This window comes from Klenkia marina, from assembly GCF_900101025.1.
Lineage (GTDB): Bacteria > Actinomycetota > Actinomycetes > Mycobacteriales > Geodermatophilaceae > Klenkia > Klenkia marina.
In genome coordinates, this window is record NZ_FMUH01000005.1 from 11,137 (window position 1) to 25,018 (window position 13,882).

At 76.0% G+C, this 13,882-nt stretch carries 12 protein-coding genes; 11 read left to right on the top strand and 1 reads right to left on the bottom strand.

All coding sequences use genetic code 11. From position 1 onward, the window contains the following. The first annotated feature begins 171 nt into the window (after positions 1 to 171). From steA to BLP29_RS14475, 8 genes are read left to right on the top strand one after another with little or no spacing between them, the layout of a single operon-like run. Positions 172 to 1,356 carry a putative cytokinetic ring protein SteA gene (gene steA, locus BLP29_RS14440; protein WP_092806391.1) on the top strand — a complete coding sequence of 395 codons (1,185 nt, stop codon included), beginning with the start codon at positions 172 to 174 and terminating at the stop codon, positions 1,354 to 1,356. Next, positions 1,353 to 2,324, top strand: a complete 972-nt coding sequence (locus BLP29_RS14445; RefSeq protein WP_092805721.1) for a copper transporter — start codon at positions 1,353 to 1,355, stop codon at positions 2,322 to 2,324. The genes steA and BLP29_RS14445 overlap by 4 nt, the downstream gene beginning before the upstream one ends. Then, on the top strand, positions 2,324 to 3,169 hold the full coding sequence (locus tag BLP29_RS14450; RefSeq protein WP_092805723.1) for a hypothetical protein: 846 nt from the start codon (positions 2,324 to 2,326) through the stop codon (positions 3,167 to 3,169). Before BLP29_RS14445 ends, BLP29_RS14450 begins: the two co-directional genes overlap by 1 nt. A 1-nt stretch (position 3,170) precedes the next feature. Continuing rightward, positions 3,171 to 4,859 (top strand): murein biosynthesis integral membrane protein MurJ, encoded by a 1,689-nt coding sequence (murJ, locus tag BLP29_RS14455; RefSeq protein WP_092805725.1) that lies wholly within the window; start codon positions 3,171 to 3,173, stop codon positions 4,857 to 4,859. Next, complete coding sequence (locus BLP29_RS14460) at positions 4,856 to 5,971, top strand: glycosyltransferase family 4 protein (protein WP_092805727.1); 1,116 nt, start codon at positions 4,856 to 4,858, stop codon at positions 5,969 to 5,971. Before murJ ends, BLP29_RS14460 begins: the two co-directional genes overlap by 4 nt. Then, positions 5,968 to 8,319, top strand: coding sequence for a hypothetical protein (locus tag BLP29_RS14465; RefSeq protein ID WP_092805729.1), 2,352 nt, complete (start codon positions 5,968 to 5,970; stop codon positions 8,317 to 8,319). Before BLP29_RS14460 ends, BLP29_RS14465 begins: the two co-directional genes overlap by 4 nt. Then, a complete protein-coding gene (locus BLP29_RS14470) occupies positions 8,303 to 10,027 on the top strand; it encodes a CTP synthase (RefSeq protein ID WP_243469982.1) in 1,725 nt (574 codons plus the stop codon). Before BLP29_RS14465 ends, BLP29_RS14470 begins: the two co-directional genes overlap by 17 nt. After that, positions 10,027 to 10,605: an NUDIX domain-containing protein gene (locus BLP29_RS14475; RefSeq protein WP_092805731.1), complete on the top strand. Its 579-nt coding sequence runs from the start codon at positions 10,027 to 10,029 to the stop codon at positions 10,603 to 10,605. The genes BLP29_RS14470 and BLP29_RS14475 overlap by 1 nt, the downstream gene beginning before the upstream one ends. On the opposite strand, the gene BLP29_RS14480 is transcribed toward BLP29_RS14475, so the two are convergent. Beyond that, positions 10,570 to 11,205, bottom strand: a complete 636-nt coding sequence (locus BLP29_RS14480; RefSeq protein ID WP_092805733.1) for a hypothetical protein — start codon at positions 11,203 to 11,205, stop codon at positions 10,570 to 10,572. The two genes, BLP29_RS14475 and BLP29_RS14480, sit on opposite strands and share 36 nt — an antisense overlap. A 118-nt stretch (positions 11,206 to 11,323) precedes the next feature. Between BLP29_RS14480 and xerD the strand changes: the two genes are divergently transcribed. The 3 genes from xerD to BLP29_RS14495 all read left to right on the top strand — a co-directional run bounded on the left by xerD (position 11,324) and on the right by BLP29_RS14495 (position 13,851). After that, positions 11,324 to 12,271 (top strand): site-specific tyrosine recombinase XerD, encoded by a 948-nt coding sequence (gene xerD / locus BLP29_RS14485; RefSeq protein ID WP_243469983.1) that lies wholly within the window; start codon positions 11,324 to 11,326, stop codon positions 12,269 to 12,271. A 174-nt stretch (positions 12,272 to 12,445) separates the two neighbouring features. Further along, on the top strand, positions 12,446 to 13,345 hold the full coding sequence (locus tag BLP29_RS14490; RefSeq protein ID WP_481268999.1) for a ParA family protein: 900 nt from the start codon (positions 12,446 to 12,448) through the stop codon (positions 13,343 to 13,345). Next, positions 13,342 to 13,851, top strand: a complete 510-nt coding sequence (locus tag BLP29_RS14495) for a hypothetical protein (RefSeq protein WP_092805740.1) — start codon at positions 13,342 to 13,344, stop codon at positions 13,849 to 13,851. Before BLP29_RS14490 ends, BLP29_RS14495 begins: the two co-directional genes overlap by 4 nt. Positions 13,852 to 13,882 lie beyond the last annotated feature (31 nt).

Genomic DNA, 13,882 nt, shown 5'->3' on the forward strand with positions numbered 1-13,882 from the left:
ACCGGCCTCGACCCGGCTCCGCAGCCCTGCCCGGCGTGTCGTGGACCAGCGGTGTCGCTCACCGTCCGTGACCGGGCGGTGGCCGAGTCGGCGCCCGCCGCGGCGCCGTCGGGCGAGGTCGGAGCGCGTCGGGGGACGGTCCTGTCGGGGGGCCGTGCGACGATCGTGACCATGCGTATCGGCTCCCTGCGGCGTGGGCGCGCCACCGAGACCGCCCCCGGCGTCACCGGGACCGTGCGGCTCGACCGCCGCACGAAGAACCTGACCAAGAGGTTGCGGCCCGGCGACGTCGCCGTCATCGACCACGTCGACATCGACCGGGTGAGCGCCGACTCCCTGGTCGCCTGCAAGGTGGGCGCCGTCGTGAACGCGGCGGCCAGCACGTCGGGGCGTTACCCGAACCTGGGTCCGGGCATCCTGGCCGCCGCCGGCATCCCGCTGGTCGACGGTGTCGGCCGCGAGGTCTTCGCCGCGGTCAAGGAGGGCGCCACCGTCCGGGTCGAGGGCAATGCCCTCTACGTCGGCGACGAGGCGGTGGTCACCGGCACCGAGCAGACCGAGGCCACCATCGCCGAGGCCATGACCGAGGCCCGCGCGGGGCTGTCCACCCAGTTGGAGGCCTTCGCCGCCAACACGATGGAGTACATGAAGTCCGAGCGGGCGCTGCTGCTCGACGGCGTCGGCGTGCCCGACGTGCGCACCGAGATCGACGGCCGGCACGTGCTCATCGTGGTGCGCGGCTACGACTACAAGGAGGACCTGGCTGCGCTGCGGTCCTACGTCCGCGACTACCGCCCGGTGCTCATCGGGGTCGACGGCGGGGCCGACGCGCTCATCGAGGCCGGCTACCAGCCCGACATGATCATCGGCGACATGGACTCGGTGTCCGACTCCGTGCTGCGCTGCGGGGCCGAGGTCGTGGTGCACGCCTACGCCGACGGCCGCGCCCCGGGCCTGCAGCGGGTGCTCGACCTGGGCGTGGAGGCCATCACCTTCCCCGCGGCCGCCACCAGCGAGGACATCGCGATGCTGCTGGCCGACGAGAAGGGCGCCACGCTCATCGTCGCCGTCGGCACCCACGCGACCCTCGTCGAGTTCCTGGACAAGGGCCGCGGCGGCATGGCCTCCACCTTCCTCACCCGCCTGCGGCTGGGCGGCAAGCTGGTCGACGCCAAGGGCGTCAGCCGGCTGTACCGCAGCCGCATCTCGACCCTCGCCCTCGTCCTGCTCGTGCTGGCGGCACTGGTGTCCATCGGCGCGGCACTGGCCGTGTCCACCGCCGGGCGCATCTACGTCGACCTCCTGGTCGACCAGTGGGACAGCCTCGTGTTCTGGTTGGAGAACCTCTTCTCGTGATCGACTTCCGCTACCACCTCGTGTCGCTCATCGCGGTCTTCCTGGCCGTCGCGCTGGGCATCGTCATCGGCACCACCGCCCTCAACGGCGGCCTGCTGGACAACCTGCAGGGGCAGGTCGGCGCGCTCCAGGAGGACAAGCGGGCGCTGGAGGACACCAACCAGGGTCTGCAGGCCCAGGTCGACGCGACCGGCGGGTTCGCCGAGGAGGTCGGCCCGGCGCTGGTCGCCGGCACCCTCACCGGCCGCACGGTGCTGCTGGTCGTCGGCAACGAGGACGTCTCCGCCGACGCCGTCGACGAGGTCACCGCGCTGCTCGGCGACGCCGGGGCCTCCGTCACCGGCACCCTCCGGCTGACCCCTGCCTACAGCGACCCGGCGACCAGCAACAGCCTGCAGAGCTACCTGACCGGGCCCGGTGCGCTGCCCGCCGGCGTGACGCTACCGGAGGAGGACTCCGACCCCGCGACCCTCGTCGCCTCCCTGCTGGCCCAGGTGCTCATGGTGCCCGGCAGCGGTACGGGCACCGCCCCGGCCACCACGGCGACCACCCAGGTGCTCAGCGGTCTGTCCACCCTCGGGGTGCTCACCCAGGAGAGCGCCAGCGTGGCACCCGCCGACCACGTCGTGTTCTTCACCTCCGGCGCGCTGACCGGCGACGACGCCGAGGAGCGCAACGACGCCCTGGTGGCCCTGGTCTCGGCGCTGGACCGGCAGGGCTCCGGCACGGTGGTGTCCGGCGACGCGGGCTCGGCGGCCTCCGGGGGCCTGGTCGGCACCGTCCGCGCCAGCACCGAGGCCTCGACACTGGTGTCCACCGTCGACAACGCGAACGCCCCCGAGGGCCGCATCAGCACCGTGCTGGCCCTGTCGTCCGAGCGCGAGGGCACCTCGGGCAAGTACGGCACGGGTGAGGACGCCCAGCCCGTGCCGCCGGTGCCCGCGGCCGCGTCGTCGGCCGGCAACTGATGGCCCGCCGCGCGGCCCTCGTCGCCACCGGGGCCGTGCTGGCCCGGGGTGCGCTCTCCGCCGCCCTCGCCGTGGCCGACCGGCCCGGCGCCGAGCGCTGGCGCCGCACCAACTACGCCGGCCGGCCGCTGACGCTCCTCGGCGGTCCGGCCCTGGCAGCAGCGGCCACCGTGTCCGCCGCTGCGGGGGCGCCGGCCGGGTGGGCTCCGGCGGCGGCCCTGGTGGGCACCGTCTCCGGCGTCGTCGGGGGCTACGACGACCAGGCCGGCGCCCGCGCCGACCAGGCCCGGGACAAGGGGCTGGCCGGGCACCTGGCGGCGCTGCGCGCCGGGCGCGTGTCCGCCGGCGCGGTCAAGGTCGCCGGGCTCGGGGCCGCCGGGCTCGCGGCGGGCCTGCTCACCCGGTCCGGTCGCGGGAGCAGCTCGAGCCGGGCCGGCGGGGTGGCCGACGTCGTCCTCACCACGGGCCTGGTCGCCGGCACCGCCAACCTCGTGAACCTGCTGGACCTGCGTCCCGGGCGGGCCGCCAAGGCCGGTGCGCTCCTCGCTCTCCCGCTGCTGGCCGGTCCGGCCGGCGGGTTGGCCGCGGGTCCGCTGGGTGCCTGCCTGGCCGTCCTCCCCACCGACCTCGACGAGCGGATCATGCTCGGCGACTGCGGAGCCAACGCCCTGGGCGCGGTGCTCGGCCTGCGGCTCGCGGCGGGGCGACGGCGGTCCGGCCGGGTGGCTGCGCTGGGCGTGGTCACGGCGTTGACCCTCGCCAGCGAGAAGGTCAGCTTCACCCGGGTCATCGAGTCGACCCCGGGGCTGCGCGAGCTCGACCGCCTCGGTCGGCGCAACGCCTGAGGTGACCCGCCAGCAGGCCGTCCGCGGGGTCGCCGGCGCGGCTGCGCTCATCGCCGTGCTCACCGTCCTGGCCCGGGTCGCCGGGTTCGGCCGCACCGTGGTGTTCACCAACACCGTGGGCGCCGGCAGCACCGCCGACACCTACCTGGCGGCCAACAACGTCCCCAACATCGTCTTCGAGGTGGTGGCCGGCGGGGCCCTGGCCAGCCTGGTCGTGCCGATGCTCGCCGGCGGCATCGCGGCCGGCGACCGGGAGCAGGTCCGCCGCACCGCCTCGGCGCTGCTGGGCTGGACGTTGGTCGTGCTCGTCCCGCTCGCCGTGCTGCTGGCGCTGCTGGCCCGCCCGATCGCCGACGCGCTGCTCGGGGACGACGCGGCCGACCCGGCCAAGGCCGAGCTCGCCGCCCGCTTCCTGCTCGTCTTCGCCCCCCAGGTGGTGCTCTACGGCATCGGCATCGTGCTCACCGGCGTGCTGCAGGCCCACCGCCGGTTCGCCGGCCCCGCCCTGGCGCCGCTGCTGTCCTCGGTCGTGGTCGCCGGTGCCTACCTGACGTTCGCCGGCATCGGCGGGAGCCGGGACGTCGGCGAGCTGTCGCGCCCGGCCGAACTGGTCCTCGGGGTGGGAACCACCCTCGGCGTGGTCGCCCTGGCCGGCTGCCTGCTGGTGCCGCTGCGCCGCCTCCGCCTGGGGCTGCGCCCCCGGCTGCGCTTCCCGGTCGGCGCGGCCCCGCGGGTGCGGCGCCTCGCGCTGGCCGGCGTCATCACCCTGCTCGGCCAGCAGGTGGTCGCGGTCGTCGCCATCCGGCTGGCCAACGCCGGGGGCGTCCCGGACGGCACGCAGACCGTCTACTTCGCCGGGATGACGCTGTTCCTGCTGCCGTGGGCGGCCCTGGCGGTCCCGCTGGCCACCTCGGCGTACCCCGGGCTGGCCGAGCGCGCCGCGCAGGGGGACGACGCCGGCTTCCGCCGGCTGCTGGCCCCGGTCGTGGCGCTGGTGCTCGTGACCTCGGCCCTCGCCGTCGCGGTGCTGGTGGCGGTGGCCGGTCCGGTCTCCCGGGTGTTCTTCGCGACCGAGGTCGACAAGGCGCAGATGCTGGCGCCCACGGTCGTGGCCTTCGTGCCGGGGCTGGTGGGCTACGGGTTGGTGGCGGTGCTGACCCGGGCGCTCTACGCGCGGGGGCTGTGGCGGTCGCCGACGGTGTGCGTGGCCGGCGGCTGGTCGGTGGCGGTCGTGGCCGACGTGGTGCTGGCCGGGCTGCTGCCCGCGCAGGACCGCTCGCTGGCGTTGGCCCTGGGTCACACCCTCGGCGTCACGGTGGCCGGCGCGGGGCTGCTGGTCGTCGTGGCCCGGGTGGCGGGGGCCGGGTCCCTCGCCGGGCTGGTCCGGCTCGGCGGCCCGGCCGTGCTGGGTGCGGTGGCCGGGGGTGCGGCCGGGCTGGCCGTCGCCCGGGCCCTGGGGGCCGACCCGGTGCCGCCGGGTGGCGTGCTCGCCGCGGTCGGCACCGGTGCGGCGGCCGGCGCCGTCGTGGTGCTGGTCGCGGCAGCGGTCATCATGGGTACGGCCCGGCGACCGCTGCGCGCCGCGCTGGCCGGCCTGCGCGGGCCGGACCGCGCCGGGGAGCACGGGGGCGCCCGCGACCAGCCCCGGGACGGCGGCGACGCCCACAGGACGACGGAGGAGCCCCGGTGAGCACTGCACCACTGCAGGGACGGCGCGTCGCCGAGGTGCTGGCCACCAGCACCGGCGGCGTCGGCACCCACGTGCGGTCGCTGGTGGCGCCGCTGCGCGCGGCCGGCGCGTCCCTGCGGGTGTGCGGTCCCGCCGCCACCGACGAGCTGTTCGCCTTCGCCGCCGGGGGTGCCGCCTTCCGGCCGGTGCAGATCTCCGCTGTGCCCGCTGACCCCCGGGCCGTGCTGGCCCTGGCGCGGGCCACCACCGGCGCCGACCTCGTGCACGCGCACGGCCTGCGCGCAGCGCTGGTCGCCGCCGTCGCCCGCCGGGTGGCCGGGGTCCACCACCCGCTGGTGATCACCCTGCACAACGCCCTGCAGCCCGGCGGCGGGCCCGAGCAGGCCGTGCTCGCCCGCCTCGAGGCGGCCACCATCCGCGCGGCCGACGTCGTGCTGGCCGCGTCCGGCGACCTGGCCGAGAACGCCTGGCGGGCCGGCGCCCGCGACGTCCGGGTGGCGCCGGTGTCGGCACCGCCGCTGCCGACGGCTGCCCGCGACCGCGCCGCCGTGCGCGCCGGCCTGGGCCTGGCCGCCGACCGCCCGCTGGTGGTCGCGGTCGGCCGGCTGCACCCGCAGAAGGGTTACCGCACCCTCCTCGACGCCGCCGCGCACTGGGCCGGTCAGCACCCCGCCCCGGCCGTCGTGGTGGCCGGCGACGGCCCGCAGCAGGCCGAGCTGGCCGCCCGCATCGACGCCGAGCGGCTCCCGGTCGTGTTGCTGGGCCGGCGGACCGACGTCGCCGACCTGCTGGCCGCGGCCGACGTCTGCGTGCTGCCCTCGGTCTGGGAGGCGCGCTCGTTGACCGCGCAGGAGGCGCTGCGGTCGGGCACCCCGCTGGTGGCCACCCGGGTCGGCGGCATCCCGGAGCTGGTCGGCGAGGCCGCCGTGCTGGTGCCGGCGGGGGACCCCGAGGCCCTGGCCACCGCGGTGACCGAGGTGCTGGCCGACCCCGCACGGGCCGCCGGGCTCGTCGCAGCCGGCCGGGCCCGCGCCGAGCAGTGGCCCGACGACGCCGGGACGGCCCGGGCCCTGGTCGCGCTCTACCGCGAGCTGCTCGGCGCCCCCGCGTGAGCCCCACCCGCCGGGGGCCCACCCGCCGGGCCGTCGCCGTCCTGCTGGCCGTCCTGGGCCTGCTGGTCGGGCTGGTCGACCCCGCTGCCGCGGCCGAGGAGCCCACGGCCGACCGGGTCGTGGTGATCGGCGTCCCGGGGCTGACCTGGGCCGACATCGACCCGGCCGGCACCCCCGCGCTGTGGGACCTCGCCGGCAGCTCGGCCATCGGGGCGTTGTCGGTGCGCGCCGCCCGGTCGACCACCTGCGTCCTCGACGGATGGGCGACCCTCGGCGCGGGCAACCGCGCCCGCTGGGCCGGGCGCACCGACCCGCTGCCGCCGGTCCCGCTGCCCGAGGGCAGCACGGAGGGCGGTGCCGCCATGGACCCCCCGGGCCTGTTCGACAGCGCCCCGGAGGACACCTCGCTCTCCTACTGCGGGCTGCAGGAGCAGGTCGCCGCGGTGGGCCTGGCCGACCCCCGGGCGGCCGTCGGTCTCATCGCCGAGGACGAGGCGACCTCCCGGTTCGGCGCCGAGCCCGCAGCGCTGTCGGACGCGGTGGGGTGCGCGATCACCGCGGGGCGCGCGGCCACCGTCGCCGCGGCCGGCCCCGACACCGTGCTGACGGCGCTCGACGCGCTGCCCGCGGACCCGGTGTCGACCGCGGACCTGCTCGAGGACTGCCCGCTGTCGCTGGTGTCCCTCGACGCCCTGGTCGACGCCGGCGCCCCCGGGGACACCGAGACCGACACCGGCACCGACCCCACCTCCCGCCCCGCCGCGCTCGACGAGGTCGACCGGGCCGTCGGCGGGCTCCGGTCGGTCGTGGCCGGGCTGCCCGGCAGCACCCTGCTGCTGGTGCAGGGCATCTCCGAGGTCAACGACGGCCGCGCCCAGCTGCACGTCGCGATGGCCTCGGGCCCGGGCTTCGACGGTGGCTGGCTCACCTCGGCCAGCACCGGGCGGGCACCGTTCGTGCAGCTCATCGACACGGCACCGACGGCCCTGGCCGCCCTGGACGTGGACCAGCCGGCGTCGATGAACGGGCAGGCCATGACCACGGCGGGGGGCCGGCCGGGGCTGGCCGAGGCGGTCGACCAGCTGCGCGAGGCCAACGACCGGGCGGTCGTGCACTACCGCAGCACCGGCGACTTCTTCTGGGGGCTGGTGCTCGTGCTGGCCGTCGTGGTCGGGCTCGGCCTGCTCACCCTGGGTGGCTGGCGGGCGCCCCGCGCCACCCCGCAGCGGCTGCGCGACTGGTGGGCCCGGCGCCGGCCCGGCCCGGCCACCCGGGACCGGTTGCGCCGCGGGGTGCGCCCGGTGTGCCTGGCCGCGGCCTCGCTCCCGGTGGGCAGCTACCTGGCCTCCCTCGTGCCCTGGCAGGACGCCGGGTCCCCCCGCCTCGCGCTCGCCGGATCGGTCGTCGGCGCCGCCCTCGCCGTCGCCGCGCTGGCGGTGGCCGGGCCGTGGCGACGGCACCGGCTGGGACCGGCGGTGGTCGTGCTGGCGATGACCGCGGTGGTGCCGGTCGCCGACGTCCTGACCGGTTCGCACCTCGAGCTCGACGGGCTGCTCGGCTACGACGCGATCGTCGCCGGCCGGTTCACCGGGTTCGGCAACCTCACGTTCGGGCTCATGCCGGTCGCCGCGCTGCTGCTCACGGCTGGGCTGGCCACCTGGGTGGGCCGACGTGCCGCCGGTGACGGTCGCCGGCCGGCGCTGGTCACCGTGCTGCTGGTGGCCGTGCCCGTGGTGGTGGTGGTCGGCGCCCCCGGCCTGGGGCGCGACTTCGGCGGCGTGCTGGGCGCCGTCCCCGGGTTCCTGCTGCTGGCGATGCTGCTCGGCGGCATCCGGGTCACCGTCGTGCGCCTGGCCGCGGTGCTCGGCGTCGCCGTCCTCGCCGTGGGGTCGGTGGCGGTGCTGGACTGGACCCGGCCGCCGTCCGAGCGCAGCCACCTGGGCCGGTTCGTCGCGCAGGTGCTCGACGGCCAGGCGTTGACGGTGGTCGGCCGCAAGGCCGAGGCCAACCTCGGGATCCTGCTGGGCAGCCCGCTGGCCTGGACGCTCGCGGTCGCCGCGGTGGCGGCCGTGTGGCTGCTGCGGCCCGAGGGCCCGCTGCGCACGACCCCGGAGCGCCGTCCCGGTGGCCTGTCCGCCCCGGACGTCGCGGTGCTGCGCGCCGCGCTGCTCGCGGTGGCGCTCAGCCTTGCGGTGTCCACCGTCGTGAACGACTCCGGGGTGGCCATCCCGGCGACCTCGGCCACCCTGCTCGTGCCCCTGCTGGTGTGGTTGGTGGCCGGCCCGGTCGGCGACGCGGACCCCACGCCGGGCCGTGTTAGCGTGAGCGCCCGTGGGTCGACTGACTGAACCGCGGAACCTTCTCCCCAACACAGCCCCGACGAAGTTCGTCTTCGTGACCGGTGGCGTCGTCTCCTCCCTGGGGAAGGGGCTGACCGCGAGCTCGCTCGGGGCGCTCCTGTCCGCCCGGGGTCTGCGGGTGACGATGCAGAAGCTGGACCCCTACCTGAACGTGGACCCGGGGACGATGAACCCGTTCCAGCACGGCGAGGTCTTCGTCACCGAGGACGGCGCCGAGACCGACCTGGACATCGGGCACTACGAGCGCTTCCTGGACACCGACCTCACCGGCCGGGCCAACGTGACCACCGGCCAGGTGTACTCCGACGTGATCGCCAAGGAGCGGCGCGGTGAGTACCTGGGCGACACCGTGCAGGTCATCCCGCACATCACCAACGAGATCAAGGCCCGCATGCTGGCCGGTGCGCAGGCGGCCGGCCGCGACGGCGACCCGGTGGACGTCGTCATCACCGAGATCGGCGGCACCGTCGGCGACATCGAGTCGCTGCCCTTCCTCGAGGCCGCCCGGCAGGTGCGCCACGAGATCGGGCGGGGCAACTGCTTCTTCCTGCACATCTCGCTGGTGCCCTACATCGCGCCGTCGGGCGAGCTGAAGACCAAGCCGACCCAGCACTCGGTGGCCTCGCTGCGCAGCATCGGCATCCAGCCCGACGCGCTGGTCTGCCGCTCGGACCGCGAGATCCCCGAGGGCATGAAGCGCAAGATCAGCCTGATGTGCGACGTCGAGGCCGAGGGCGTCATCTCCTGCGCCGACGCGCCCTCGATCTACGACATCCCCAAGGTGCTGCACCGCGAGGGCCTCGACGCCTACGTCGTCCGCCGGCTGGGCCTGCCCTTCCGCGACGTCGACTGGACGGTGTGGGGCGACCTGCTCGAGCGCGTGCACTCCCCGAAGCACACCGTCACCGTCGGCCTGGTCGGCAAGTACATCGACCTGCCCGACGCGTACCTGTCGGTGACCGAGGCGCTGCGGGCCGGCGGCTTCGCCCACCGCACCCGGGTGCAGATCCGCTGGGTGCCCTCCGACGACTGCCAGACACCCGAGGGCGCGGCCACCGCGCTGGCCGGGGTCGACGCCGTCTGCGTGCCCGGTGGCTTCGGCGTGCGCGGCATCGAGGGCAAGCTCGGCGCCCTGCAGCACACCCGCACCCAGGGCATCCCGACGCTGGGCCTGTGCCTGGGCCTGCAGTGCATGGTCATCGAGGCCGCCCGCAACCTGGCCGGTGTCGAGGGCGCCAACTCCGCGGAGTTCGACCCCGAGACCCCCGACGCCGTCATCTCCACCATGGCCGACCAGGTCGACATCGTCGGCGGGAAGGGCGACCTCGGCGGCACCATGCGGCTGGGCAGCTACCCCGCGGCCCTGACCAAGGGCTCGGTCGCGGCGGCGGCCTACGGGTCGACCGAGATCACCGAGCGGCACCGGCACCGCTACGAGGTGGCCAACGCCTACCGCGACCGGCTGACCGCGGCCGGCCTGGAGATCTCGGGCACCTCGCCCGACGGCACGCTGGTCGAGTTCGTCGAGCTGCCCGCCGACGTCCACCCGTTCTACGTCGGCACGCAGGCCCACCCCGAGCTCAAGAGCCGGCCCACCCGGCCGCACCCGCTGTTCGCGGCGTTCGTGAAGGCCGCGGTCGACCGGCAGGAGTCCGGCCGCATCCCGGTGCCCGAGAACGCCGAGATGGGCATCTGATGTACGAGGTCCTCGCCTCCGAGCAGGTCTACGAGGGCCGGGTCATCTCGCTGCGCCGGGACACCGTGGCCATGCCCGGCGGCGGGTCCTCGGTGCGCGAGGTGGTGACGCACCCCGGCGCGGTCGGTGTGGTGGCGATCGACGACGACGGCGCGGTCGTCCTGCTCAAGCAGTACCGGCACGCGATCGGCGAGCACCTGTGGGAGCTGCCGGCCGGGCTGCGCGACGCCGAGGGCGAGCCACCGCTGGAGACCGCGAAGCGTGAGCTGGCCGAGGAGGTCGAGCTGGCTGCCGAGCGCTGGTCGCTGCTCACAACCTCGCTGTCCACCCCGGGCTTCTGCGACGAGCTGGTGGGGCTGTACCTCGCCGAGGGGCTCGGCCCGGCCGCCCGGCCCGAGGGCTTCGTCGTGGAGCACGAGGAGGCCGACATGACCGTCGAGCGGGTTCCGCTGGACCGGGCGGTGCAGATGGTGTTCGACGGCACCGTGCGCAACGCGCTGGCCGTCATCGGCATCCTGGCCGCCCAGGCCCACCGCACCGCCTCACCCCGGCAGCGCCCGGTCGACACCGGCTTCTGACCCCGGCGCCCGGCCCGTCCCGCGGAGACCGAGGCGGCGCAGCTCGAGCTCGGCGAGGGCCCGGGTCGCACCGGCGTCGCCCGCCCGCCAGGCGGCGCCGGTCCCGGCCGGCAACCCGGCCAGCGCCGACAGGGGAGCGGTGGCCACGGCGCGGGCGGCCAGCAGCTCCACGTCCAGCGCGACGGCGGCGGCCGCCTCCCGGGCCCAGCCCAACCGCCACCCGGCCCAGCGGACCACCGCCCACCCGACCGGGATGACCACCAGCGCGGCGGCCAGCACCCAGGCCAGGGTGCCGACGGCGTCCTGCACGCCCTGCCCTGCCCCGGCCACGCCGTCGGCCGACTCGCCCAGCGAGCCAAAGGGCGCCGACAGCTCGTCGCCGACCAACGGCACGTCCCGGGCCACCCCGGCCGCGTCGCCCATGGCGTCGCCGATCGAGCGCCCCAGGGACTCCAGCTGCACCCCGGGCTCGGCGAGCACCAGCACGGCGGCGTGCACCACGCGGGCCAGCAGCACCCACAGCACCGCCCAGCCGAGCAGCGCGAGGTCGGCCACCACCTGGCGGGTGCGCAGGGCAGGACGGTCGGCGTAGGCAGGCATGCGGACGATCCTGCGGGCGCGGGCGCCGCCCCACCCGGTGATCAGCGACCCGCGACACCGCAGCCCGGCGCGTCGGCGCCGCAGGTCCGTGACCTTCGGGTGGAGTGGGTGGGTGGCGGTGACGACAGCGGCGGCGGGGCCCCCGGTGGACCGGGTCGTCCGCGGCTACCTCGACCACCTGGCCGTCGAGCGCGGACTGGCCGCCAACACCATCTCCTCCTACCGCCGCGACCTGCGCCGCTACGCCGAGTTCCTCGACGCCGGCGGGGTGCGGGGGTTCGCCGAGGTGCGGGAGTCCGACGTCGAGGCCTTCCTGGTGGCCCTGCGCGCCGGGGACGACGAGCACCCGCCGCTGTCGGCGTCCTCGGCGGCCCGCGCGGTGGTCGCCGTCCGCGGGCTGCACCGGTTCGCCCTGCTGGACGGGCTCGTGGGGGACGACGTCGCGGCCGAGGTGCGCCCACCCACGCCGGGCCGACGGTTGCCCAAGGCGATCACCGTCGAGCAGGTCGAGGCGCTGCTGGACGCCGCCGGCGCGGGCGAAGGTCCACGGCCGCTGCGCGACCGGGCGTTGCTCGAGGTGCTCTACGGCACCGGCGCACGCATCTCCGAGGCGGTCGGGCTGGCCGTCGACGACCTCGACACCGCGTCGGGCGTCGTCCGGCTGGCGGGCAAGGGCGGCAAGCAGCGGGTGGTGCCGGTGGGCAGCTACGCCGTGCGCGCCGTCCAGGACTACCTCGTGCGGGCGCGCCCGGCGTTTTCCACCGGGCGGGCGGTGCGGGGGGCGCTGTTCCTGAACTCGCGGGGCGGCCCGCTGTCGCGGCAGTCGGCCTGGGCGATCCTGCGCAGCGCCGCCGAGCGGGCCGGGCTGGCCGAGCTGGCCGACCTCTCACCGCACACCCTGCGGCACTCGTTCGCCACCCACCTCCTCGACGGCGGCGCCGACGTGCGCGTGGTGCAGGAGCTGCTCGGCCACGCCTCGGTGACCACCACCCAGGTCTACACGCTGGTGACGGTGGACCGGCTGCGCGAGGTCTACGCGACCAGCCACCCGCGGGCGCTGCGCTGACCAGTCCGTTGTCACCGCTGGGACGGGAGTTGCACAGCGAGGTCACGGCGCCGTCGAGAACTGCCGATGGATGGGTCGGAGGACGACAAGTCGACAAAGCGCCCTCCAGCGCAGCGAACCAGCAAGGCCCGACGCACCCGACCGGAAGAGGCACCGAGGATGGCGACACCCGTCGTGACGAGCTCAGCCGTCGCGCACCCGTACGCGGATGCGGGGGTGGAGATGGGCGCCCCGACCGGCCGGCAGGACCCGGCGAAGGCCCGGCAGCGCCCCCTGCCCACCCCCAAGCCGCTGGACCGGCACGGGCCCGCCCGCATCGTGGCGATGTGCAACCAGAAGGGCGGGGTCGGCAAGACCACCTCGACCATCAACCTGGGTGCCGCCCTGGTCGAGCACGGCCGCCGCGTGCTGCTGGTGGACCTGGACCCGCAGGGCGCGCTGTCGGTGGGCCTGGGCATCCAGTCCCAGCAGCTCGAGCGCACCGTCTACAACGCGCTCATGGAGCGGCACACCACGCTGCGCGACGTGATCGTGCGCAACGTCGGCCACGTGCGCGGCCTGGACCTGGCGCCGTCGAACATCGACCTGTCCGCAGCCGAGGTGCAGCTGGTCAGCGAGGTCGCCCGCGAGCAGTCGCTGCTGCGCGTGCTGGCCGAGGTGCGGCAGGAGTACGACTACGTGCTCATCGACTGCCAGCCCAGCCTCGGGCTGCTGACCGTCAACGCGCTGACCGCCGCGCAGGGCGTGATCATCCCGCTGGAGTGCGAGTTCTTCTCGCTGCGCGGCGTGGCCCTGCTGGTGGACACCATCGACAAGGTCAAGGAGCGCCTGAACCCCTCCCTGGAGGTCGACGGCATCCTCGCCACGATGTACGACTCGCGGACCGTGCACGCCCGCGAGGTGTTCAGCCGTGTGGTCGAGGCGTTCGGGGACACCGTGTTCCAGACCGTCATCACCCGCACCGTCCGCTTCCCGGAGACCACCGTCGCCGGGCAGCCCATCACCACCTGGGCGTCGACCTCCACCGGTGCGCAGGCCTACCGCGATCTCGCCAAGGAGGTTCTGGCCCTGTGACGCGACGCCCCGTCCTCCCCGGCGCGAGCGAACTGTTCTTCCGGCGCACCGACGCCGCCGCTGCCGAGGCGGCCGACGCCGCCCCGGTCTCGCAGCTGCCCACCCTGGCCGCCGCGGCGGCGAGCCCGTCGCTGCGCGGCAACGCCAAGCGGACGGCGGAGCCCGTGCTCCCCGCCGCCGACGCCGTCGCGCAGGCCCCCGCCGCGTCGCCCTTCCAGCTCATCCAGGGCGACCGCACCGACGCTGCCCGCGACGAGATGGCCTCGCTGCGGGCGCTGCCCACCACCTCGCGCACCCGCAGCCGGGTCAAGCACGAGGAGAAGATCACCGTCTACTGCTCGGCCGAGGAGCTGCTCGCGCTGGAGACCGCGCGGTTGAGCCTGCGCGGCGACCACGGCGTGGTGGCCGACCGCGGCCGGATCGTCCGCGAGGCCATCGCCGTCCTGCTGGCCGACCTCGACGCCAACGGCGAGAGCTCCGTCCTGGTGCAGCGCCTCCGCAGATGAAGGACCTCGGTGCCCCCCTCGCCGCGCTCCG

Bases quoted from the DNA above. Each gene is read 5' to 3' on its own strand.
- steA (WP_092806391.1), top strand. From the start codon at position 172: ATGCGTATCGGCTCCCTGCGGCGTGGGCGCGCCACCGAGACCGCCCCC.
- BLP29_RS14450 (WP_092805723.1), top strand. From the start codon at position 2,324: ATGGCCCGCCGCGCGGCCCTCGTCGCCACCGGGGCCGTGCTGGCCCGG.
- BLP29_RS14475 (WP_092805731.1), top strand. From the start codon at position 10,027: ATGTACGAGGTCCTCGCCTCCGAGCAGGTCTACGAGGGCCGGGTCATC.
- BLP29_RS14480 (WP_092805733.1), bottom strand. From the start codon at position 11,205: ATGCCTGCCTACGCCGACCGTCCTGCCCTGCGCACCCGCCAGGTGGTG.